Here is a 23,919-nt window from a genome sequence, read left to right as displayed (position 1 = left end):
GTGTGAACGCACGGTAGCAGTTGCGGACGAGCCCGTCTCAATTCGCCCGCACACTTCCTGAAGAATTCAGGTTGCGGTGGCGCCCGTCCCGTCCCATCGACGCGGCAGGACCGCCTCGAACACGACCTGTCCGGCCTCGTTGCGAGCCCCGATATGACCGCCGTGGGCGCGGACGAACTGGTCCACGATGTACAGGCCGAGGCCCAGGCCCTTGCTGTGGTGGAAGCTGGCCTTGAACGGTTCGAACAGCCGCGGCAGCAGCGAATCGTCGATGTGGCCGGCATTGCTCACCCGCAGCACCACGGTGCGGGCATCACGTCCATCCAGCTGCACCAGCGCTTCGCCGCCATGGGTCAACGCATTTCCGACCAGGTTGGCCGCAATCTGCCCCAGGCGATCCATATCGCCCTGCAGGCGCGTATCGCCGACGACGTCGAGGAGGATGCGCTCATGGCCATGGGCGCTGCCCGCTTCGGCGATCACCGCGTGAGTGACTTCGCGCAGGTCGCAGGCCACCGCCTCCAACCGCAGGCCGCCGCTGCGGATGCGCGAGAAATCCAGCAGCTGCTCCACCATCCGCGCCATGCGCAGGGTGCTGGCCTCGAGGAACTGCAGCGTCTGCTGCGCGCCCGTGTTGTCCTGCGGAAGCTCCAGCGCCAGCTTGTCCGCACACAGCAGGATGGCCGACAGCGGCGTACGCAGGTCGTGGGTCAGCACCGCGGCCATCGTCTCGTTGAGCTTGAGCGCACGCTCCAGCGCCTCGTTGCGCGCCTTCAGCAGCTGCCGCTGCTGGTACAGCTCGATGAAGACGTTGACCTTGCTCAGGATCACCTGCGGCGCCACCGGTTTGTGCAGGAAATCGACCGCGCCGGTTTCATAACCCTTGAACGCACGCAGCGGATCGTCCGGCGAGGCGGTCAGGAAAATGATCGGCACCGTTCGGCTGCGATGCGAACCGCGCATCAGCTCGGCCAGGGTGAAACCATCGATCTCCGGCATGTGTACGTCCAGCAGGGCCAACGCGACCTCGTGCTCGAGCAGCAGCTCAAGCGCCTGCGCGCCCGAGCCGGCCAGCAGCAGATTCACGCCCTCGCGCTGCAGCAGCGCCTGCATGGCTACCAGGTTCTGCGGCACGTCATCGACGATCAGCAGGTTGACCGGGGACTGCGACTGCGCAGGGTCCGGTGGCAACAGGTTCATGCAAACAACTCCTTCAGGCGACGACACATCAGTTCAAGGGGCAGCACGGCATCGGCACCGGCGTGCTGCAGGGCGGAGGCCGGCATCATCGATGCCTCGGCCTCCTCGGGACATTGCAGCCAGGCACGGCCACCAGCGGCGCGCACCGCAGCCACGCCTTCACTGCCATCGCTGCTGGCACCAGTCAGTAGCAGCGCCAGTACCTGCGCACCGAACACCGCTGCAGCGGAGTCGAACAGCGGGTCGATGGCCGGGCGCGAGAACAGCACGGGCGCATCCACCGACAGCGCCACCGCGCCGGCATCCTCCACCAGCAGGTGGTAGTCCGGAGGCGCGAACGTGACCGTACCCGGCTGCAGCGGCTGTTTGTCCTCCGCCTCGCGCACCGGCAGCGCGCAGTACGCCGCCAGCACCTCGGCGATGCGGCTGGTGCGATCACGCGGCAGGTGCAGCACGGCCAGTACCGGTACCGGCAGCTTCGCCGGCAGTGCACCGAGCACCGCCTGCAGGGCCGCCACGCCACCGGCAGACGCGCCGATCACCAGCACGGCAGGGCGCGCCGGCAGCGCCATCAGGCCACCTTCCGGTACAGCCGGTGCTCGCGCGAACAGACCTCGAAGGCGTCATGGTGGCACCCGAACTGCAGCGACTCCTTGCTGCCCAGGCCAAGGAAGCCTCGATGCACCAGCGCCTCACGGAACAGGCCTACCGCGCGATCCTGCAGATCGCGGTTGAAATAGATCAGCACATTGCGGCACGACACCAGGTGCACTTCGGAGAACACGGTATCGGTGGCCAGGCTGTGGTCGGCGAACACAACGTTGCGGCGCAGCTGGCGGTCGAACACCGCACCGTCGTACGCCGTGGCGTAATAGTCGGACAGTGACGCGGTGCCACCGGCCGCCAGATAGTTGCGGCTGAACTGGGCCATCCGGTCGATGCCATAGGCGCCCGCCTCGGCGGAGGCCAGCGCGGCCGGATTGATGTCGGTGGCATAGACGATGCTGCGATCAAGCAGGCCTTCCTCGTGCAGCACGATCGCCAGCGACCACACTTCCTCACCGGTGCTGCAACCGGCCACCCACAGCTTCACCGAGGGATAGGTGCGCAGTACCGGCACCACCTGCTCGCGCAGCTCACGGAAGTACGCGGGGTCACGGAACATCTCCGAGACCTGCACGGTGAAGAACTGCATGGCCTGGGCGAACAGGTCCGGCTCGTGCAGCAGCCGGTACTGCAGGTCGACCAGCCTTTCGCACTCATAGCGCTGCATCGCCTGGCGCATGCGCCGGCGCAGCGACGACACCGCATAACTGCGGAAATCGTAGTGGTAGCGCTGGTACAGCGCTTCCAGCAAGACCTTCAGTTCCAGATCGAACAGCGCCTGTTCGTTCATTGCCGCGAGCACCAGACCCGGCACAGCGAGACCAGCTTGTCGACGTCGATGGGCTTGGCGATGTAGTCGTTGGCGCCGGCCTGCAGGCAGCGCTCACGGTCATCGGGCATCGCCTTGGCGGTCAGCGCGATGATCGGCAGGTCCTGCAGGTGGCGCTGCGCGCGGATCTCGCGCATCGCGGCCAGGCCGTCCTTCTCCGGCATCATGATGTCCATCAGCACCAGATCGACCTCGCGCTCGGCCAGACGATCGACCGCTTCCTGGCCATTGCGCGCGATCTCCAGCGTGACGCCGAGCGGCTCGAGCACACTGGACAGCGCGAAGATGTTGCGCACATCGTCCTCGGCCAGCAGCACGGTACGGCCATCCAGCACGGTGTCGCGGCGGCGAGCCTCGCGCAGCAGTCGCTGCTGGTCGGTGGGCAGGCTGGCCTCGACACTGTGCAGGAACAGGGTCACTTCATCCAGCAAGCGCTCGGGCGAGCGCGCGCCCTTGATGATGATGCTCTTCGAATAGCGGCGCAGGCGCTGCTCTTCCTCGCGGCCGAGCGCGCGACCGGTATAGACGATCACCGGCGGGAAGCCGACATCATCGTTGCCGGCCATGTGCTCGAGCAGGTCGTAGCCGCTGCCGTCGGGCAGCGACAGGTCCATCACCATGCAGTCGAAGGTGACCGTGCTGAGCTGCTCCAGCGCAGCGGCCAGGGTTCCCACGGCGACGATCTGCAGCTGATCACGGCCCAGCAGCAGTTCCAGGTTGTGGCGCAGCTCGCTGTCGTCCTCGACGATCAGCAGGCGACGCACGTCGCGCTGGCTGGTCTGTTCCAGCTGTTCGATGGCCGCCACCAGTCGCTCGCGCGTGGTCGGCTTGATCGCGAAACCGATCGCGCCAAGCTCGCGCGCCACCTGGCTGCGGTCCGTTGCCGAGACCACGTGCACAGGAATGTGGCGGGTATCGGGGTTGCGCTTCAGGCGCTCCAGCACGCTCAGGCCTGACACGTCCGGCAGGCCGATATCGAGCAGGATGCCGTTCGGGCGCAGTTCGCCGGCCAGGGCCAGGGCCTCTTCGGCCGTCCCCGCCACCACGCAGTCGAAGTCCAGTTCATGGGCCAGGGCCACCAGCGCTTCGGCGAACGTGGCGTCGTCCTCGACGGCCAGGATCAGGCGGCCGGGGTGCTGGCGGCGACCGCGGTCATCAGCGATGCTGGGCGCCGTCGTCGCCGGCGCCACCGGAGCCCTTGCTGGCACCGGCATCGCCGGCGGAGCGACCTGAACCGGCGAAGGCACGGGGGCTGGGTCGATGTCAGCCGCCTTCGATGCGGGCGCACCCTGCAATGGCAGCTCCAGAATGAAGCAGCTGCCGCGGCCCGGTTCGCTGTCGACCTGGATGCTGCCGCCCATGCGCTCGGCCAGATCGCGCGAGATCGACAGCCCCAGGCCGGTGCCACCGTAACGGCGACGTGTGCTGCCATCGGCCTGGCGGAATGCTTCGAAGATTACCTGGAGCTGCTCGCGGGCAATGCCGATACCGCTGTCGCAGACCTCGAAACGGATGCGCCCCTGGCCGCCCGCGCGCACGTGCAGGCTGACCTTGCCGTGCTCGGTGAACTTCACCGCATTGGCCAGCAGGTTCTTCAGGATCTGCTGCAGGCGCTGGCTGTCGACCACCAGCTGGCTCGGCGCGAGCGCATCGGCCTCGATCTGCAGGGCCAGGCCCTTCTGCCGCGCCATCGGCTCGAAGGTCTCGCGCAGGCGCTGCAGCACGCTGTCGGTCACCACCACTTCATCGGCCAGCTCGACGTGGCCGGCCTCGATGCGCGACAGGTCCAGGATGTCATTGATCAGCGCCAGCAGATCGTTGTTGGACGACAGGATCGCGCGGGCATACTTCACCTGTTCTTCGGTGAGCGTGCCGTCCTTGTTGTCGGCCAGCAGCTTGGCCAGGATCAGCGAGCTGTTCAGCGGCGTGCGCAGTTCGTGTGACATGTTGGCCAGGAACTCGGACTTGTAGCGCGATGTCGCGGCCAGTTCGTTGCTGTTGCGCACCAGCTGGCTCTGCGCGACCAGCAGTGCCTGCTTCTGCGCCTCCAGCTCGTGGGTCCGCTCTTCCAGCTGGACGTTGCTCTGTTCCAGCTCGGCCTGCTGTTCTTCGAGATGGCTCTGCGACTGCAGCAGGCTGCGGCTCTGCTCTTCCAGTTCCTCATTGGCCACGCGCAGCTCTTCCTGCTGGGCCTGCAGCTCCTCACCCTGGCGCTGGGATTCCTCCAGCAGCACCACCAGTTGTGCGCGCAACAGCGATGCACGCAGCGCCATGCCGATGGTCTCGGCGCAGCGTTCCAGCAGTTCGATATCGAGTCGCTGCTGTTCGCCTGCGCGGGTGCGTCCCAGTTCAATGATGCCCACCACCGCACCATCGCTGCTGATCGGCGCCAGGATGCGCTCGCGCACCGGCAACCGCCCCAGGCTGGTCTGCAGCTCAAGCACCGCATCGTCACCCCCGTGCAGGTGGCGGATGCGTTCATCCCGCGCCACCTGCCCGGCCACACCCTCCTGCAATGCCAGCGACGCCGGCACGCCGGACGGCAACGCCAGGCCGCCGGTCAGCTGCAATCGCCCGCCTTCCAGGCGGTAGACCGCGGCGACGTCCGCCTGCAGCTGGGCCCCCAGGCTGGTTGCCGCCGCTTCGGCAATCTGCTCCGGCCCCAGGTCACCGCGCAGGCTCGTGGCCACCGCGTTCTCCGCCTCCTGCAGCCACAGCGCCCGCATCGCTTCGCGGCGCGCCTGGATGGCGCGGGAGACGATCAGCGCGATCATCAGGAATGCAACGCCACCGATGCTGCGGTTGACGAACGAGAACGCCGAGTTGGAGCTGGCCGGCGCGACGTTGTAGCCAATGATCAGCAGGATGCAGGCAAGGACGGCCACGATGAACGGCGCGCGCGCACTGCGCTGGAACACGGTCACGCCCACGGCCAGGAAGTACGCCAGCCATACCGCATAGCCGAGCGGCACCACCAGCTCCAATGCGATGGTCGCAGCCAGCAGCACGGCGGAGGTCATCCAGATCCAGCGGTCACGCGTAGTCGCACCAGGACGCATGCAGGTCGGTTCCAGAACACAAAAGGGGGGGTGATGGTACTCCGTGTCGTATTCAGCCGCACAGGACAAATGGCACGTGTCGCGCCTCCACGCTCCCTTCACACTTGAATGCCTAGTTTCACGTGCCTCTCAGGGGTAACACTTATTTTTACGTGGACGCTGTCGCCTCTACGACGTCCGTGCTGACGGACCCTTCCCGCCAACTGCGACTGCTGATCGACAGCGTGCGCGACCATGCGCTGTACCTGCTTGATCCTGATGGCATCGTCTGCAGCTGGAACCCCGGCGCGGAGCGGATCAAGGGCTATTCAGCCGATGAAGTGGTAGGCACGTACTTTGGTCGCTTTTACCTGGCCGCCGATCGCGAGGCCGGGGAACCACAACGCCTGCTCCGCCATGCAGCGCAGCATGGCCACGTTGCCAGTGAAGGCTGGCGGGTTCGGCGCGATGGCTCGTCCTTCCGTGCCAGTGTGGTGATCGAGCCGGTGGTTGAAGCGGGCGAGCTGCTCGGCTTCGTCAAGATCACCCGCGACATCACCGAGCAGTGGCAGGCACAGCGCCTGCTGCGTGATGCCCAGCGAGCACTGCGAAATACCCAGCAGTTCGAGACCGTCGGCCGTCTCAGCCGCGGCCTGTCGCACGAGTTCAACAACCTGCTGACCACCATCGGCAACGCACTGGACCTGCTGTCGCTGCGCGTGAACGGTGACGATGCGCGCGCCGCCGAACTGCTTGATGCGGCGCAGACCGCAACTGATCGCGGTGCGCTGCTGACCCGCCAACTGCTGGCCTTCAGCACCGGCCAGACCCTGATCCGCGAGGCTCTGGACCTCAACGCGCTGATACAGCAATGGCTGCCAGGCCTGCAACGCGCCTGTCCGCCCACGGTGGTGCTGGATGCCCAGCTGGCGCCCGGCCTGCCGGCGATCAACACCGATGCGCTGCAGCTGCAGACGGCGCTGGCCAATCTAGTCGCCAATGCTGCCGACGCTACCCTCGAAGGCGGCCGCATCCTGATCGGCACCGCGCTGGAGCATCGCCTCGACCCGGATGCAGACTCCACGCTGCAACGTCGCTATGTCACCCTCAGCGTCTGCGATGAGGGCCACGGGATGGCGGCCGACATCGCCGAACGGGCGACCGAGCCGTTCTTCACCACCAAGGACATCGGCAAAGGCAGCGGCCTCGGCCTGAGCCAGGTGTTCGGATTCACTACCCAGAGCGGCGGCTTCGTCGACGTGTCCACCACGCCCGGTGTCGGCACCACGGTCAGCCTGCTGCTCCCCGCAATGGAGGACCCTGCCGATGACCGATGACCCGATCCGCGTATTGATGGTGGAAGACCAGACCGATCTGCGTGAAATGATCGGCCTGGCCCTGCGCGACCTCGGCATCGACGTGGCCACGACCGCCGATGGCCACGAGGCAGCGGAACTGCTCAAGGGCGAAGCCCGCTTCGACGTGGTGTTCAGCGACGTCAGCATGCCCAACGGCATGTCCGGCATCGAGCTGAGCGAGCATGTGGCGCGCGAACAGCCGCAGGCACGGATGATCCTGTCGTCCGGCTACGCCCGCTCTCAGCTGCCGCCGCTGCCCGAGCAGGTCGAGTTCCTGCCCAAGCCTTATCGCCTGCGCCAGCTGGTGGAGCTGTTGAAGCAGGCGTGAGGCCTGCCCGGGCAATGCCCGGCACGTCCGTGCCGTAGAGCCGAGCCCACGCTCGGCTGCCTTCCTCAATAGCGTCCTACGAGGTTCAGATACCAGCCGCGGTGGGTGTAGTCGAACTTCGTCAGGTCATCGCTGAAGTCGGTGAAGTTGTAGCCGACGCCGACGCGGAAGTTGCGGCCGATATCGCGGTCGACACCGGCCAGCCAACCCTGCTTCGTGCCGCCGTCACGCACGTCCAGCAGGCGGTACTCCAGCAGGCCATGCCACTGGTAGTACAGGTCGTAGCGCAGCTGTCCCGAGGCAAAGCTGGTGGCTGAATCTAACCACGGGCCGGTGCCACGCCCGTAGCGCACCTCGCCTTCGCGGCGGGCGGCCTTCGCCGCCACTTCCCAGCGCTGATCGATGCGGTAGACCCCTTCCAGCGACAGCACCTGGGTGCGCTGGTCGTAGTCCACGCCGTTGACCTGGCCCAGCGTGGACAGATCGTACAGGTAGCTGTAGCGACCGAACAACGCCCAACGGTCGTTGTCCCACGGGCGGTAGGCGAAGCCGAGGTTGCCTTCGATGAAGCGCGCGCCCGCGACCGGATTGATCGCATCATCGGTATCGGCGTAGTTGAAGCGCGCCGCGATCCGCCAGCTGTCGTTGAGGCGATGGCTCAGCCGGTTGGTGCTGACCCACTGCGTGCGCCGCTCCGCGCCGGTATCGCGGCGCCACTCCAGCTTGCTCTGCCACTCGGTGCCCGGCGAGGTACGCCCGCCGGACAGGCTCACCGCCTTGCGGTCGACCTGGCCGGTGCTGGCGTCGAGCTTGCCGTTGCTCAGCGTGAAGCCCGCATTCCAGCCCACCGCTGGATAGAAATCCATGCCGAAGGTGTGCGCCAGCCCGGACTCCTGCCCGGATTTCAAGAACTGGCTTTCGTTGAACACGTTGACCTGGTCGGACAGCCGCCAGCGCTGGCCCAGGGTCCATCCATCCTGCGCATTGGGGCTGAACAACGGGTCATACTCGCTGCGGTCGGTCGACTGGGTAAACGCACCGTAGAAGCTGTGCTGCGGGGTCAGCCGGTACTCGGCGTTGATCTGCGCCGCGGTTCCGCGATCGCCATCGCTGACTTCTGCGCCGACGGTGGACAGGTTGGCAAAGGTCCAGGTGCCGCCAGCCACCACCGCATCGTTGTCGGCATAACGGCCGTGGTCGTCGTCCACGGTCAACTGGCCACCGCCATACACATCCAGCGAGGTGCCGATGCGATGGGTGTAGCGTGCGGCCGCCAGCACGCCGGCCACGTTGCCGCCACTGCCGCGATCCTCCTGCACCCGGCGCAGCTCGGCCGACAGTCGATCGTTGTCGCCGATCCGCCATTCGGCGGTTGCCTGCGCCTGGATCAGCGACTGCGCGCCACGACGTGCCTCGCTGTAGCGCGCGTACAGGCTGAAGTCGTCGGTCACATAGCCGAGCAGCTCAGCGCCCTGCTCGCGCACGCGCTGGCCGGTGTCGAAGCGCCCAACCGAGTAACCTCCGTCCACCTGCCGCCACCAGGCACCGGCGCTCCAGTCGCGCTGGGTCCAACCCAGCTCGCGCAGGTTGATGCGGGCCTCGACCGCCGTCGCCTCGCCTTCGCGCGGCCCCTCTGGATTGAGCCGGCTGAAGCTGAGTCCGCCGTTGTCGGAAAAGAACACCGGCGCACTGGTCGCCTCGCTGCGGCTGTGCTCCACCTTCAGGTAGGTACCGCGGCCCGCCTGCAGGGTCAGGTCCGCCCCCTTCAGCGAGTAGTCCTGACCGGCACGCTGTTCGTCCACGTAGGTGGCGCCCACCGCCACGTGATCACCGAACCAGTGCTTGCCACGAACGCCGGCGGTGATGTCATCACTGTCAAAGCCGGTCGGCACCCATTCGTAGTCGACAATCAGGCGCTGTTCGTAGCCGTCCAGCGGTACGTCGCGACTGATCCGGCGCAGGTTCTCGCGGCTGACCTGGGCCAGCGGCCGGGTCAGCAGGATGCGGCCCTGCAGGGCATCGATCTCGTAGTCGGCGCCGCGCACCATCGGCACGCGTTGCTCGACACGGCCGGTGGTACGGTCGCGGATCTCCAGCACCACCTGGTCCGAGCCACTGAGGATGCTGGCATGGCGCAGGTAGTACAGGCTGCCGCCGGTACCGATGAACTCGCTGTGGCCGGGCGCGGTTTCGGCCTGCGACCCGAACAGGCGCAGTTCGCTGCGCGCATCGCCCCAGGCATTGGCACCACGGGATCGCCACGACAACGCCGCACCGTACAGAGAGCGCACATACTGCGCGTACTCGGTGCCGGTCAGCCCGGTGTTGTAGTTGCCCCACAACGCCTGGTTCTTGTCCCAGTCCAGGCGCAGGTAGAAGCGCCCCATGCTGTCCACATCGCGCTGGGTCAGCGAATCATCGCCGTAGGTCGGGTAGTACAGGTCGGGGTCGAGGCTGCGGAACAGGTCGCGCGGATCGGCGGTGGTGAAGCCGGTGAACAGCTCGTCCAGCGGACGGTTCTGGGTGTCGGCCTGTGCAGTCAGCAGGTAGCGGCCACGGGTCTTGGCCTTCAGGTAGAAGGCCAGTCGACCATCGCTGAGCACGTCATCGTTACGCTCGCCGCGGGCAAGGTCCTGCCCTGCCCCGCTGGCCTTGTTCTGGTACACGGTGATGTCGGCCAGGCCGACACCGAACAGGTACCGGCCGCTGACATCCACCTCCAGCGTACGGGCGATGGCCGGTGCATCCGGCCGTTCGACGCGTACGTCGAAGGCGTGGTGGCCGATCGGCATCAGGTACTCGGCAGCGAACTTGCGGTCCTGGTCCAGCGGATAGCTGTCGCCGTTGATCTTCAGCGCGGCACCGAGCGGCAGGTCACGGCCACGCAGGCGAACCCGCGAGCCGTACACCGGGATGTTCTGCTGGCGCAGGCCGTTGCTGTCGAACACCTGCTGCAGCAGCGACAACGACGCTGCCTGGTTGGCATCCACCGCAGTCCCGCGGCGGTCCTCCAGCGCGTCACGCAACTGCTGATTGCCACGTTCGAACTCCGCCGGGGTCACCAGCTGCATGGACTGCGCGGCGGTCTCATCCACATTGCCCTCGGCATCGAAGGCACGCAGCACATAGACCAGGCGGTCGCCGCGACGCAGCGATGTCGAGGTCGGCAGCGTGCCATCCCAGCAGCCCTGCGCGACGGCGGCCACCGGCAGTTCGAACTGCGCCAGCGGTGCGACGCGGTCGGTGTCGCTGCCGCGATAGAGGCTCACTTCCAGGCGCTGGATGAAGGCGGTGTAGTTGCCACGCACATAGAACTCGACCGGTCGCACGATGCGGCCTTCGTCGAAGGCGACCATGCCCGGCGCCGACACCGACAGCTCGGGCTGGCCCATGGCCGGGTCTTCGGTGGCCCAGATCGCGCCCCCTTCCGGCAGGCGGATCATGAACTCACCACGCACGGTGGCCTTGCCCGGCTCATCGATCGCCAGACTGACCCGGCGGTCCGGTTGCAGGGCCTGCGAGCTGGAACGCGTGGACGTTCCCTCGGTCACCGGTTCGTCGTAGCTGCGCGAGCGCAGGCTGAACAACAGTTCGCCCTCGGCGTTGCACTGGTTGCCGTCACAACGGATCGGCGCCGGCTCGTTGGCCGGCGGCGCAGCCTGGGCGGCACCGGCCAGGCCGAGCAGCAGGGCCTGGTACAGAACGGCGCGCTGCAGGTGGGCCGCGCGACGCGCGGTAGAGTGATGCGCGCTCATCGGCGTGCCTCCTGTTGGCGGGCGGCCGCGCGGGTGGCGGCGCTCTCCTCGTTGCGCACGCGCAGGCGCTGCTGCACGGCTGGGCTGAGCTGGCTGCGCAGCGCCTCGAACACGGCATTGGCACGACGCAGGCCCAGCGCTTGGTTATAGGCATGGCTGCCACGCACATCGGTGTGCCCGACCAGGCTGACCTGACCACCCCCCATCTTCTCCAGGCGCGCGGCGATGGCCGCCAGCAGCGGCTTGAACTCCTCGCGAACGACCGCCTTGTCGGTGTCGAACAATACGTTGCCCAGCAGCGCGCCAGCGGCATCGACACCGGCCAGCAGCGAGTGCGGATCCTGCACATCGGTACGCAGCTGCACGGTCAGGCCTGCGCGCGCACTCTCTGCCACTTCGGCCTGCAGTGCGTCGCGCACCACCGCCGCACGGGCGAACGCCAGCGCCTGGCTTTCGCCATTGGCCGCGATCACCACGTCCCCGCCCTGGTAGCGGTCCACCACCTCGCCCATCTTCGCCAGCACGGGGTGATAGCTGGCACGCAGTTCGCTGCTACCCGGAGCGAACAGAACTTCGCCGAGGGCAAGCTCCATGCGTTCGGCCGCAGCCTCTGGCGACTGTGGCAGGCGCACACCGAAACTGAAGCGGGTCGGCACGCCCTGGGTGACCCGTCGCAGCAGCGGATTCTCGGTGGTCAGCTCGGCACCGGCCGGTATCGTGGCCGGGTCCAGCTTGATGATGAAGTTGCGCCCCAGGCGTGCATCACCGCCGTGGACATCGGCCAGGTGGTAGCGCCCGAACGGATCGGTCTCCACCAGCAGGCCTTCCACCGTGGCCAGGCGCACACCGGGGATTCCCTGCTCCTGGATGCCTTCGTTGCCGATCACGTAAGCCACTTCGTAGCCGTCGGCCACGCGTGCGACCTCACGGCGTACAGTCGGCGCGGCAGCGGTCAGGCCCTTGCCGGCGTCGCCACTGAGCTGCACGCTCGTACCCCCCTGCGCATCCATCCGCAAGCGATGCCCCTGTGCGCTCTCCAGCACGAAGTCATCGCTGAAGGACAGTTCGCGCAGGCGTTGGCGCAGCACCACCTGATGGGCCTGGGCGGTGTCGGAGGTCGATGCGCGGCCATGGACCACGCCAATCTGCACCCCGTGCAGCAGCGGCGCGCTGGCATCGGCCAGCGGCTGCGGGCCTTCACCACGGTCCAGCGTGGTCGAACCCGGCACATAGGCCACTGCAGCGAACCCGCCTTGCACTCGCACGCCGCTCAGCTCGGCACTGTCCTGCCAACCGTCGCCGTCGCGATCGTCGAACACGGTGCCGAACACCAGGCTGTCTTCCAGCAGCGGGTCCGCATCCATCGCCACTTCAGCAGTGGCCACGTTCGACAACGGACTGCCGTCATCGGCAGTCGCTACCGCCTGGTTCACGTGGGTGCCGCTGCGCACGCCGGCGCCCACCCGCAGCAGATAGGTGATGGTGGCACTGCGACCCACCGCGATGTCCACCGCACCGATACGCAGCGGCGACTGGCTGCTGGCCAGCGCGAACGCACCGTCATCGTCGGCCACGCGCATCGAGCCATCCACGTAGCTGAAGCCCGGGGGTGGTGTATCGACCACCACGCCATCGCGCCAGTGGCTGCCTCCCACGTTCTCCACCACCAGCTGGTAGCGCACCAGGTCGCCCACCTTCACCCGTCGCGGGCTGGCGGTCTTGGTGATGCGCAGCGAGAAATCAGAGATCACCTTGTGATGCGTCTCGCAGGTCGTGCACTCCGGGGGCGGCGAGCCATCCGGGTACTGCCCGCGTAGACGATTCTGCACCTGGGTCCGCGCTTCCTGGTTGACGATCGCCTGGTAGACGTACTCGTGGCGGCCAACCGGTGTACCGCTCGGCACCGTGCAGACGATGTCCGCGCCCTGCTGCGTACATCCTGCGGGCAGGTTCTCGATGCTCAGCCCAGCGTCGGGCGTATCGACCAGCTGCAGCGGCTGGCGCAGGGCAGCGCGCTCAACGGTGGCAACCAGGGTGTAGCGCAGGCGGTCGCCAGGGCGCACCTCGGTGCCGCTGGCCGGACCGGACTGCTTCTCCAGCACCACGCGCGGATCCGCCAACGCATGTTCGGTACTGCAGTCGCCGCTGCAGGTGGGCGTATCACCGCCACTGCCGAGCACCGCATTGCGTACGCTGCCGGTGGCCTGCGCATTGACCCGCGCGCGATAGCCCAGCGTGTAGGTGCCCGGCGCGGTCCCGGCCGGCAGCGTGCACACCAGTGGGTTGCTGCTGTTGCAGGTGAACGGACCGGGCTGGGTGACTGACTGCAGGTCCAGGCCGCGGCCCAGGGTATCGGTCAGGTTCACCACATCCAGCGTCTGCGAATTGGCGACCGTCACCTCGACGCTGTAGTCCACCGCATCACCGATATCGATCGGCGCCACCGTGCTCGATTGCTTGCGGTAGGTCACCACCGCCGACAGCACCGGCGTGGTGGTGCCGCAGTTGCTGGTACAGGTATTGGTGCCGGTGCCACTGCCCAGCACCGCATTGCTGACGCTGCCCTTGGCCTGCGCGTTCACCTTTGCGGTGTAATCCACCGTATAGGTGCCCGGCGCGGTACCGGCCGGCAGCGTGCACACCAGCGGATTGCTGGCGTTGCAGCTGAAGCCCTGGCTGGCGGTGACCGCGCCGAAATCGAGACCCGGGCCCATGGTGTCGGTCAGGGTGAACAAGGACGTGGTACGCGAACGGCTGACCACGGCGGTGAGCGTGTAGGCGATGCTGTCGCCCACTTTCACCGCACCTGCAGCGGCCGAGGTCTTGCGGTAATCGATCTCGCTGCCTGCCACGGGCGTGGTGGTATCGCAGTTGGCCGTGCACGACGGATTGTCGCCACCACTGCCCAGCACCGCGTTGGTGACCTGGCCGCTGGCCTGCGCATTCACTACGGCGGTGTAGGACAGGCTGTAGCTGCCCGGCACGGTACCGGCCGGCAGCGTGCACACCAGCGGATTGGCGGCATTGCAGCCGTAGGCGCCTGTGCTGGTCACGGCACCGAAGTCCAGACCGGTGCCCAGGGTGTCGGTCAGGATCACCACAGCGGTGGTACGCGAGTTGGTCACCACCGTGGTCAGGGTGTAGGTCAGGTGATCGCCCACCGACACCGGACCGGTGCTGTTCACCGACTTGGCGTAGCTCACGCCCGGCGTTGCCACCGGCGTGGTGGTGTCGCAGTTCACGCTGCACGACGGCGTGTCGGTGCCGCTGCCGAGCACGGCATTGCGCACGCTGCCGCTGGCCTGCGCGTTGACGGTCGCGCCGTAGGTGAGGCTGTAGGTACCGGGCACGATGCCCGTCGGCAGTGTGCAGACCAGCGGATTGGCGGCATTGCAGGTGAAGGCTCCCGCGCTGCTCACGCCTACGAAGTCGAGGCCGTTGCCGAGGGTATCGGTGAGGGTGAGCACACCCGTCGTGCGTGCACGGGTCACGGTCACGCTCAGTGTGTAGTCGATGCGGTCACCGACCCTCACCGGGCCACCGGTGGACGCCTGCTTGGCGTACACCACCTGCGGACTGGCCATCGGCGTGGTGGTATCGCAGCTGCCCACGCAGGACGGGTTATCGGTGCCGCTCGGCACCACCGCGTTGCGCACCTGGCCGCTGGCCTGCGCGTTGACGATGCCGGTATAGGAGAACGCGTAGCTACCCGGCACGGTGCCGGCCGGCAGCGTGCACACCAGCGGGTTGCCCGGCACGCAGCTGAAACCGCCGGCATTGGTCAGGCTGCCGAAGTCCAGGCCGGTACCCAGCGTATCGGTCAGCGTGGCCACCGCCGTGGTACGCGCATTGGCCACTACCACGGTGACGGTGTAGGCGACGCTGTCGCCCACCGCGACCGGACCGGTCGTACTACTGGCCTTGGAGACCGAGATCTTCGGTGCCGCCACCGGGGTGGTGGTGGTGCAGTTGCTGCTGCAGGTCGGCGTATCTGTGCCGGTGCCGACCACGGTGTTGACCACCTGGCCGCTGGCCTGCGCGTTGACGGTGGCGGTGTAGCTCAGGCTGTAGGTGCCCGGTACCGTGCCGGCCGGCAGCGTGCACACCAACGGATTGGCCGCATTGCAGGTGAACGAGCCGGCATTGCTGACACTGCCGAAATCCAGGCCGGTGCCCAGCGTGTCGGTCAGGGTCAACACATCGCGGGTATTGCCATCGGCCACGGTGACGTCGACGGTGTAGCTCACCGTCGCACCCACCGCGACCGGACCGGCCGTGTTGGAACGCTTGGCATAGCTGGCCCGCGTCACCGGCACGGTCACATCGCTGCGCGTGCAGTGGTCGGCATCGGTGCAGCTGCTGCCCGGCACCGGAGGGTTGCCGTTGTTGAACGGATCGTGGCCACCGCCCACGCTGGCGTGGTTGGTCAGCACACCGGTCGCTGCGGCGGTGACCGTCACCGGCAGGGTGAACGCTGACGTTGATCCAGCGCTGCCCGCTGCGGAGAGAACCTGGTTGCTGGTGCAGGTGACATCCTGGCCGCTGGCGGTGCAGCTCCAGTTGCCGCTCACATGCACGCCCGCCCAGTTCGCGACGATGCCGGCAGGCAGCTGGTCGCGCACGGTGATCACACCCGCAGGCACGTTCGGCGGGTTGCCGGTCGGCACATCACTGGTGTTGCTCACCGTCAGCGTGTACTGGGTTCCGGCCTGGCCGTAGTTCCAGATGCCGCCGGTGGCATTGTTGCTCTTCACCACCTTCAACGATGGCGCGGTGATGGTGATCCGGTGATCTTCCACCTCGCCATCATCGGCCACGCCAGTCGGGTTCTGGATCTGTGCCGCGTTGGTGGCATAGCGCAGGCGCACGTAGCTGGTGCCAGCACTCACCGTGTTCGGGACACTCCAGCTGAGGTTGGCCTGCCCGCCGCTGCACGCCGCGATAGTGCTGCGCTCATTGGCATCGAAGCTGCCATTGCGGTTGAAGTCGATCCAGCCAGCCACACTGCCACTACCCACGCAAGCCACCGTCTGGTTGATCTGCGTGCCGGCCTGCATCACGGTCAAGCGGTAGCTGCTCGGCCACGCATCTTCCTCGCGGCTGCCAGCAACGGGCGAGTTATCGTCCCCCAGCGCATCCAGGCTATAGCTGCTCTGCTGTTCGGTATCCGGGCCGAGGCTGCCGAGGAAGTCGGTCAACGGCGGCGCCAGGCCACCCGGTGTGTACGCCGCGGTGTTGATATTGAAGTTGCTGCTGCCCTGCGGAATGCCATCGGAGCGGAACTGCAGGTCATCCACCACGTGCATCGCATCGCCGTAGCTCTGCGGCGCATCGCCGAAGTCGGCGTAGGGCACCAGCAGGCCGATGGCGATGGCGGTGGTCCCGCTGCCACGCATCGAGAAGCCCATGTTCACTGCCAGGTTGCCAGGCGCATGCGCAGCGTTGTCGAAGCTGAGGAAGGTGACCGCCGCCGTGTTGTCGTCGTTGCCGGGGCCGAAGCGGATCACCTGGTTGGCGCCGCTGGTCGACTTGTTGACCAGATACGGCGTGCTGTTGGCCAGGTTCTTGCGGACCTCGACCACGTTCCAGGTGCCCTGCGCGCTGGCTTCAACGAACTCGCCACTGTTGTTGATCGACTCGGCGTCGGCCATCACCACGCCACGCAGGCGATAAGGCGCCCCACCCACGGTCGAGGTGCAGGTGATGCTGAAGCTGGATGTACCACCGGCACGCGCAATGCCGGCAATCAGCTGGTTGCTGCTGCCGGTACCGCCGATGTTGTACAGATCGTCGAGGCTGTCACCGCCAAAGTTGCCGGGACGATAGCTGCGCAGCACGTTGGTCTCGGCCGTGTTCAGCCGGCAGTCGACGCGCAGGTTGATGCCCGATGCGATGGGCAGGTCTATCGATGACGTCGCACCATCGTTGAGTACGACGTTGTTCACTCCGTTGGCACCGCCGCCCCAGGTCAACCACAACACCGTGTTGCGATACGGGCTGCTGCCGCCGGTCGCATACGCGGCCGCCCACGCCAACGACGGCACTGCCATCGACAGCAGCAACAGCAGGCCGCGGGTGATCCAGCGCCCGGGTTTTGAGCACTGCTGGGTTTTCTTGGGATGAACGCATCCACCGCCCGCGCGAATGCGCGACGTCGTCGACTGCCACATGGTGATTTCCCCGGTCGGCTCGCGTGGAGCCGCTGTTCAGTGGGTCGCGTGGGACGAGCTCATGGGCCTGGCCACACGCGCGGACGCACGTTCTGCCGGCTCCATGGCCACTACAACCGTCCCTGGACCCCGTTGGTCAGGTATGAAGTTCTGCAACTACGATACCGCACTGCAACAAAAGTGTGATGAACGTCTCATTTAAACTTGCCGATCCTGGCGTTGTTCGACGACCACAGTTGTAGCAACCCGGAAGTGCGACACCGTGCACGATTCCGGCAGTGCGAACGCCCTTTCCGGCAAGACGTCACGCGAATTCGGCGCGAGTTGCACGCCGCAGCACATCGCGGCGCATTGCGCGCCGCGGACACCCCTATCAGGCCGTCCCAGCACCATGACGGAACGATGCGAGCAGCGTGGAAGCTGCAGATGCCGGTGCCATGCGGCCACGCGCAAGCGACCAGGTAATGCCGTAGAAGCAGGTCCAGTAGAAGTCCGCCAGCCACACCGCGCTGAATTCGACGTTGAACTCGCCTGTCTTCTGACCGCCCAGGAAAAAGGCTTCGAATCGATCGCCTATCGGTGCCCAGCGTTCTGGCAGCAGATGCAGGTCACCCTGCCGCTGCTGCTCTTCCATCATCCGCGCGAACACCAGGGTCACCAGCTCCCAATCGGCGAGCAGCGTGGTGGTGACCTGCTCCAGCACATGCTGTGCATCCGCGCCATCGTCGAACCAACTGGCCGCTGCCTCCAAGCGCTCGAAGCCTGCGGCGAACAACGCCTCGTCGATCGCCTCGCGGGTCGGCGCGAACCGGTACAGGGTGGCGCGACTGATGCCGGCACCCCGCGCCAGCTCACTGAGCGTGCAGCGCGGATGACTGACCAGGGTTGCCGCCAGGGCGTGGTGCAGGTCGCGGCGTGGGCGGGCGGTGGCGGGTCGCATGAAAGGGTCGGAAACCGGGGGTACGAACACGCTAGCATGAATCATCAATTAATAAACTGAATCAAAATTGATTCACCCGAATCACAGATGCGCTACAACGGAGCTGCGTCCGGTGCACCCGGGTCGGTGCATGGCAGGGAACGCGTCACAGGCATCGAAGGAGAAAGGCCATGCTGCATCCACTGCGCGATATCGCTGTGCTGTTCGATGCCAGCGACACCGGACAACGCGTACTGAACATCGCCTCCCACCTGGCACAGGCACAGCAGGCACATCTGGTCGCAGTGTCCACTGCCCAGCATCCCACCGACATCGCCAACGGCTTCGCGCGTGGCGCCGGCATCGCCGCCGCGCTCGATCATGAAGCGCGCGCCGACGCGGCCTGTACCGCACAGTTGATGCAGAACCTGCGCGCACTGTCCGAACCACTGCAGATCAGCACCGAGCTACGCATCGTTTCGGATTATCTGGGCGGAGCCGACCTGGCCCTGCAATCGCTGTACTGCGACCTGATCATCGCCGGCTATCCGCGCACGCCCGGTGCCCCTTCTGGCTGGCACCCGCTGGGAACGCTGCGCCAGACCGGCGTGCCGATGCTGCTGGTACCGCCGCACTGGCAAGGCGATCAGGTCGGCCATCGCATCGTGGTGGCCTGGAACGCCAGCAAACAGGCGCGTCGCGCGGTGGCCGATGCGTTGCCATTGCTCGCGCGTGCACAGGCAGTGCACCTGCTGATGGTCGACACGCCCAAGGCCGAGGCCACACCCGGCGCAGAGATGGCCCAGCATCTGGCGCGGCACGGCGTTGAAGTGGAAATACAGGCGATCAACTCGAGCCAGGGCGGCATCGCCGCGACCATCCGCCAACACGTGCTGGACGCCGAAGCCGATCTGCTGGTTCTGGGCCCCTACAGCCGCAGCCGGGTGGTGGAGCGCGTGCTTGGCGGGGTCACCGAGGACCTGCTTGCCGAAGTGCCGGCGCCGCTGTTCGTATCGCACTAGTCCCACCCAGCCCCGCTCGGCGGTAGCCGGTCAGCGATTGACCGGTATGCCGCCGGAAATACCGGCACAGGTACGACGCATCCTCGAAACACAGGCGATCGGCAATGCGTCCGATCGGCAACTCGCTGTACGTGAGCAGCGCCTTGATCTCCAGCACCACCTGGCGGTCGATCAACGCCTTCGGCGTTTCATCGAAGCATTCGCGGGTGAGCTGCGAGAGATAGAACGGGGTGATGCACAGCGCCTCCGCATAGGACTGCACGTCACGCTGGCGCGTGCTGCGCTGGCCCACCAGCTCCCAGAAGTTCCAAGCCAGGCGTTCTCGCCGGCTGACCTGCGCGGGTACCCTCTTCTGCTTCGGCAGCAACGTGGCCATCTTCAGGAAGAAGCTCTGCAGCAGATTGCGCAGCATCACATGGCGGTGCCGTCCACCGTTGTGCTGCGCGTCCATCATCAGCTGCAGCCACCCCTGCAGCAACGGCACATCCAGCGGTGATGGCCGGCAGTGCGGCTGCTCGTGCAGGAACTGGAACAGCGCATTGGGCAGCACATAGGCCACCTCCGATGCCAGCGCCTTGGGCATCAGACAGACCATCACCACGAAACCACGCGAGCGCTGGCGCAGCAACGCCAGCGTGTCCTCGGCCAACACCAGCACATCATGACGCTGCACCGCTACCTCGCGGAAGTTCAGCGCAAAGCGGGCGCGCCCCGAGACGCATACCAGTGCCGCCAGATAGGCGTGACCGAACGACAACGGGACGCCCTGCCCTTCGGCCAGCGTGCTGACCTCCAGGCGCATGGATTCGTCCTGATCCAGAAGCTGGGGTACGCGGTCCATGGGCCGTTCCGACTGGATTCCGGGGCACAGCATAACGGGCCTCGGCATTGAGTTGTGAAAAGTACCGAAATCATCAAGGTCTGGCCCTGTGCCCGCGATGCGCCGGAACCTAGCCTGTGCACTCTCTTTCCGTATCTGGAACTGCCATGCAGCTACACACCGAACGCCTGATCCTGCGCCCCTGGCGCGACACCGATGCCGCCGATCTGTACGAATACGCCCGCGACCCGCGCGTGGGCCCCATCGCCGGCTGGCCGGTGCACACCAGCGTCGAGGAAAGTACCGAAATCATCCGCACCGTCTTCAACCAGGCGGAGGTCTACGCCCTGCAGAGCCGCGAGGACGGCCACGCGATCGGCTGCGTCGGCATCCTGATCGGCGCCGACAGCAACTTCGAGATCAGCGACCGCGAAGGCGAGATCGCCTACTGGATCGGCGTGCCGTACTGGGGGCGCGGGCTGGTGCCCGAAGCAGTGCGTGAAGTGATGCGGCACGCCTTCATGGATCTGGAGCTGGCTGCGCTGTGGTGCGGCTACTTCGCCGACAACCTGCAGTCGCTGGCCGCGCAGAGCAAATGCGGTTTCCAGCATCATCATACCGAGGTCGACAAGTTCAACAGCTTCCTCGGCGACTACTGCACCGAGCACATCAGCCGCATCACCCGCGAGCAATGGTTTGCCTTGCAGGCCACCTTGCCGGCATGAGCGGAGTTCAGGCCGACGTGCGCTGCATGAAAAGAAGTTCTGGTGTTGAGGACGCTTCAACCTGCTGGAAACCGAGATCGCGGTACAGGGCCACGGCGGCCGTGTTGTCACGATAGACACGCAGGGTGAGCCGCTCGATACCGTCTTCGCGCATGGCCTGTGCACTCATGGCCTGCATGAGCAGCCGGCCAAGGCCGCGCCCGCGTGCCCGTGGGGAAACAATGATGCGGCCCAGGTGCGCAGTGCCTGTGTCGGTCATCCAGTACTGGCCAAAGCCTACACAAAGGTCCTGCTCGTCCAGCAGCGCCCAGCCCGGGCGCACCGCGAGCTCAAGCACCTGCGCGAACCGTTCCGGCGGCAAGGGAAACGGCACGCCGGGGCCCGCCCAGCGCTGGGTGGTTTCGGCGGATTCGGGCCAGCGGGCGACGGTGGCGTAGTGGGAAGGCTGGACGGGGCGAAGGTTCGGTTGCATGACACTCATGGTGCGCCATTTGCACTGGGCAGACACGCTGCACGAGAAGGGTGCCATGGCCCTGTGGGCACGACTGGCGCCGGTGTGGTCTTTGTATGACCGGCTTGATGGGAATCGCGTCATGGCCTGCGCGGCGGCCCTGCTGGGCTGTGCGGCGAAGACTGCCTGTCACTGCCACTGCCTTTGCAGGAGCTGCGGGGCGGTGAGCGTGAGGAGGTGGCGGCGGTGCTGGGCGGGTTGGGGTGTTGTAGAACACCGGACTGCGGTTGCCATGCGGTATGGCGGGTGGTGACCCCGGCCCGATTCGAACGGGCGACCTTCCCCTTAGGAGGGGGACGCTCTATCCAGCTGAGCTACGGGGCCATTGGCAGCAGCAAAGGATACCGCGTCTGGCTGAATGGACCAAGCGCGGGGCGTTCTGCACAGCCCTCGGAGTAGATATGCTGGCCCGCCGCGACCCGTTGTGAACTGGATGTCCGACGTCTGGCGAACCCTCTCCGCCCTCGGCGACAGCCGCTGGCTGCTGCCGATGGCCCTGGTGCTGCTGATCACCCTGCCCCGCGCAGACGCACACCTGAAATGCCGATGGCTGCTGGCCATCGCCGTCACCGCCGGCATCACGCTTGCCTCAAAGCTGGCCTTCATGGGCTGGGGGATTGGCATCAAGAGCGTGCACTTCACCGGTTTCTCCGGGCATGCCGCAATGTCCAGTGTCGTCTATCCGGTCGTTGGTGTACTGCTTGCCGGCCCCGGCAAGCGCGCACGGGCGATCGGCCTGGTAATAGGCGCGCTGTTGGCCACCGCTATCGCCTGGTCACGAATCCCGCTGCATGCCCATAGCCTTTCGGAAGTCATTGCCGGGCTGGCTCTTGGGCTGAGCTGCGGCACGTGGGCACTGCACGCCGCATCACCCATCGCTCGTGCCCCTGCGATGGCTGTTGTCGCTGCCGTACTCGCGGGAATGGTCCCACCCCTCGCCTTGCCGGACGTCCACACGCACCAACTCGTTATTGCACTAGCCAAGCTCATCTCCGGGAGGGCTGAGATCTTCCAGCACTTCTGAAATCTGCCAATTCAATTGCACATTTTCTTCACGTTCCTTGACAGGGCAAATGAATAGCCGCCAACATAGCGGTGGAAAAATTTCCCTCACGGAGTAGGAGACCCCGTAGATGAAGAAGATGATTGCCGCCCTGGCCCTGCTGGGCCTGTCCTCGCCGGTGTTCGCCCAGGAAGCCCCGGTCGCTGCCGAAACCAGCGCTGAAGTCGCTGGCGCTGAAGCCGCAGGCGCTGCCGCCACCGGAACCCTGACCACCGTCGCGACCGTCGGCCTGGGCATTGCCGCCGCCGGCGTGCTGTACAGCGTTGCCGCTGACAGCAGCAAGGATGACGCGGGCAACAACGGCGGCACCGGCACCACCAACCCGCCGACCGGCACCACGGGTACGACCGGCACCACCGGCACCACCGGCACCAACTAATCGGTCAACCGAAGCGGCACCCCCGCCCTCGCCGGGCGATGTTCGGCGAGGGTTTTTTCATGCCCGTTCGGGCCAGGAACAGATTTCGATGGACTGCAAGCGTTTCGTAGCCACAATGACGGTGGCACTCACCCTGACCGGCTGCATGTGGGCTCCAGGTCAGCATCTTCGCTCGAGCACTTTCGCTCGCGATGATCAGCCCATCGGCAATGACCAGATCGATCTGATTCCGATCACGCCCAAGCTGATTGCCATGGAGCGCGCCACCCGCGATGTCGCGTCGATCCCCGCTGCCCTGACCCAGTATCAACCGGGTCCGTATCGCATTGGCGCCGGCGACATCCTCTACATCACTGTCTGGGATCATCCGGAACTGACGGTGCCGGCAGGCCCGCAGCAGCAGCTCAACGCCGCGGGTCGCCTGGTGCAGTCCGACGGCACGCTCTTCTACCCTTACATCGGCAAGATCACCGCCACGGGCAAGACGCCCGGCGAACTGCGCGAAGAGATCACGACCAAGCTGGCGCGCTACATCGAAGCGCCGCAGGTGGACGTGTCGATGCTGACCTACGCCAGCCAGCGCGTCTGGGTCACCGGCGCCTCGCGCCAGGCAGCCACCGTTCCACTGACGGTAACCCCGCTGACCATGGGCGATGCCATCAGCCAGGCAGGCCTGGATCCGACACAGGCTGACCTGTCCGGCATTCGCCTGACCCGCGATGGAACAACGTACACCATCGACCTCGACCGACTGGGCCGCAGCGGCGGCGGTGACACCAACGTGTTCCTCAAGGCAGGGGACCACATCTACGTGCCCTACCTCGATCACAAGGAAGTCTTCGTGGTCGGCGAAGTCAACCAGCCCGGCGCAATGAACTTCAAGACCGGCGAGATTTCCCTGAGCCAGGCACTTGGCCGCGCGCGCGGCCTGCTGCAGACCACCTCCAACGGCAATGCTGTGTACGTGATCCGCGGTTCGAACGACCTGCAGAGCACCCCCTCGAAGGTGTTCCACCTGGAAGCCAAGTCCCCGACTGCGTTCGCTGTGGCCAGCCAGTTCGACCTGCAGCCCGGCGATGTGGTGTTCGTCGGTGCCGCTGGCGTGACCCGCTGGAGCCGGTTCGTGAACCAGCTGCTGCCATTCACCTCCATCATCAGCAACGCCGCCAGCGCGCGTAGCGACCTGGATAAGTAAG

General features: G+C 66.3%; 16 protein-coding genes and 1 tRNA gene. 7 read left to right on the top strand and 10 right to left on the bottom strand.

What is annotated here, in order from left to right:
* Positions 1 to 66: 66 nt before the first annotated feature.
* From FQS62_RS09860 to FQS62_RS09845, 4 genes are read right to left on the bottom strand one after another with little or no spacing between them, the layout of a single operon-like run.
* A complete protein-coding gene (locus FQS62_RS09860) occupies positions 67 to 1,200 on the bottom strand; it encodes a hybrid sensor histidine kinase/response regulator (RefSeq protein WP_208043695.1) in 1,134 nt (377 codons plus the stop codon).
* On the bottom strand, positions 1,197 to 1,772 hold the full coding sequence (locus FQS62_RS09855; RefSeq protein ID WP_208043694.1) for a chemotaxis protein CheB: 576 nt from the start codon (positions 1,770 to 1,772) through the stop codon (positions 1,197 to 1,199). The genes FQS62_RS09860 and FQS62_RS09855 overlap by 4 nt, the downstream gene beginning before the upstream one ends.
* The gene (locus FQS62_RS09850; protein ID WP_154348957.1) at positions 1,772 to 2,596 is read right to left on the bottom strand and encodes a CheR family methyltransferase; all 825 of its coding nucleotides are present in this window, start codon (positions 2,594 to 2,596) and stop codon (positions 1,772 to 1,774) included. The genes FQS62_RS09855 and FQS62_RS09850 overlap by 1 nt, the downstream gene beginning before the upstream one ends.
* Positions 2,593 to 5,694 carry a response regulator gene (locus FQS62_RS09845; RefSeq protein WP_208043693.1) on the bottom strand — a complete coding sequence of 1,034 codons (3,102 nt, stop codon included), beginning with the start codon at positions 5,692 to 5,694 and terminating at the stop codon, positions 2,593 to 2,595. Before FQS62_RS09845 ends, FQS62_RS09850 begins: the two co-directional genes overlap by 4 nt.
* Before the next feature lie 179 nt (positions 5,695 to 5,873).
* Here FQS62_RS09845 and FQS62_RS09840 point away from each other — a divergent pair, with 179 nt between their 5' ends.
* Positions 5,874 to 7,010: a two-component system sensor histidine kinase NtrB gene (locus FQS62_RS09840; RefSeq protein WP_208043692.1), complete on the top strand. Its 1,137-nt coding sequence runs from the start codon at positions 5,874 to 5,876 to the stop codon at positions 7,008 to 7,010.
* Complete coding sequence (locus tag FQS62_RS09835; RefSeq protein WP_154348955.1) at positions 7,000 to 7,359, top strand: response regulator; 360 nt, start codon at positions 7,000 to 7,002, stop codon at positions 7,357 to 7,359. Before FQS62_RS09840 ends, FQS62_RS09835 begins: the two co-directional genes overlap by 11 nt.
* A 65-nt stretch (positions 7,360 to 7,424) precedes the next feature.
* On the opposite strand, the gene FQS62_RS09830 is transcribed toward FQS62_RS09835, so the two are convergent.
* The 3 genes from FQS62_RS09830 to FQS62_RS09820 form a co-directional block, all read right to left on the bottom strand.
* Positions 7,425 to 11,114: a TonB-dependent receptor gene (locus FQS62_RS09830; protein WP_208043691.1), complete on the bottom strand. Its 3,690-nt coding sequence runs from the start codon at positions 11,112 to 11,114 to the stop codon at positions 7,425 to 7,427.
* Positions 11,111 to 17,284: a CshA/CshB family fibrillar adhesin-related protein gene (locus FQS62_RS09825; protein WP_226053509.1), complete on the bottom strand. Its 6,174-nt coding sequence runs from the start codon at positions 17,282 to 17,284 to the stop codon at positions 11,111 to 11,113. The genes FQS62_RS09830 and FQS62_RS09825 overlap by 4 nt, the downstream gene beginning before the upstream one ends.
* Positions 17,285 to 17,657: 373 nt before the next feature.
* Positions 17,658 to 18,224 carry a TetR/AcrR family transcriptional regulator gene (locus FQS62_RS09820; RefSeq protein WP_208043690.1) on the bottom strand — a complete coding sequence of 189 codons (567 nt, stop codon included), beginning with the start codon at positions 18,222 to 18,224 and terminating at the stop codon, positions 17,658 to 17,660.
* 170 nt (positions 18,225 to 18,394) lie between these two features.
* On the opposite strand from FQS62_RS09820, the gene FQS62_RS09815 reads away from it, so the two are divergent.
* Positions 18,395 to 19,225 (top strand): universal stress protein, encoded by an 831-nt coding sequence (locus tag FQS62_RS09815; protein WP_049449151.1) that lies wholly within the window; start codon positions 18,395 to 18,397, stop codon positions 19,223 to 19,225.
* Here the strand turns inward: FQS62_RS09815 and FQS62_RS09810 are convergent.
* On the bottom strand, positions 19,173 to 20,066 hold the full coding sequence (locus FQS62_RS09810; protein WP_208043689.1) for an AraC family transcriptional regulator: 894 nt from the start codon (positions 20,064 to 20,066) through the stop codon (positions 19,173 to 19,175). The genes FQS62_RS09815 and FQS62_RS09810 overlap by 53 nt on opposite strands.
* A 146-nt stretch (positions 20,067 to 20,212) precedes the next feature.
* Here FQS62_RS09810 and FQS62_RS09805 point away from each other — a divergent pair, with 146 nt between their 5' ends.
* A complete protein-coding gene (locus FQS62_RS09805) occupies positions 20,213 to 20,770 on the top strand; it encodes a GNAT family N-acetyltransferase (protein WP_208043688.1) in 558 nt (185 codons plus the stop codon).
* 7 nt (positions 20,771 to 20,777) lie between these two features.
* Here the strand turns inward: FQS62_RS09805 and FQS62_RS09800 are convergent, their stop codons facing one another.
* Positions 20,778 to 21,242, bottom strand: coding sequence for a GNAT family N-acetyltransferase (locus FQS62_RS09800; protein ID WP_208043687.1), 465 nt, complete (start codon positions 21,240 to 21,242; stop codon positions 20,778 to 20,780).
* Positions 21,243 to 21,528: 286 nt separating this feature from the next.
* Positions 21,529 to 21,605: transfer RNA gene (locus FQS62_RS09795), tRNA-Arg, on the bottom strand.
* 109 nt (positions 21,606 to 21,714) lie between these two features.
* Here FQS62_RS09795 and FQS62_RS09790 point away from each other — a divergent pair.
* The 3 genes from FQS62_RS09790 (at position 21,715) to FQS62_RS09780 (ending at position 23,918) form a co-directional block, all read left to right on the top strand.
* On the top strand, positions 21,715 to 22,305 hold the full coding sequence (locus FQS62_RS09790) for a phosphatase PAP2 family protein (RefSeq protein WP_208043686.1): 591 nt from the start codon (positions 21,715 to 21,717) through the stop codon (positions 22,303 to 22,305).
* A gap of 109 nt (positions 22,306 to 22,414) precedes the next feature.
* Positions 22,415 to 22,723 (top strand): hypothetical protein, encoded by a 309-nt coding sequence (locus tag FQS62_RS09785; protein WP_010484749.1) that lies wholly within the window; start codon positions 22,415 to 22,417, stop codon positions 22,721 to 22,723.
* Between the two features lie 88 nt (positions 22,724 to 22,811).
* Positions 22,812 to 23,918: a polysaccharide biosynthesis/export family protein gene (locus FQS62_RS09780; protein WP_088480621.1), complete on the top strand. Its 1,107-nt coding sequence runs from the start codon at positions 22,812 to 22,814 to the stop codon at positions 23,916 to 23,918.
* Position 23,919 lies beyond the last annotated feature (1 nt).

Source organism: Stenotrophomonas sp. SBJS02, from assembly GCF_020428325.2.
Lineage (GTDB): Bacteria > Pseudomonadota > Gammaproteobacteria > Xanthomonadales > Xanthomonadaceae > Stenotrophomonas > Stenotrophomonas africana.
This window is presented reverse-complemented; position numbering and strand designations above follow the sequence as displayed.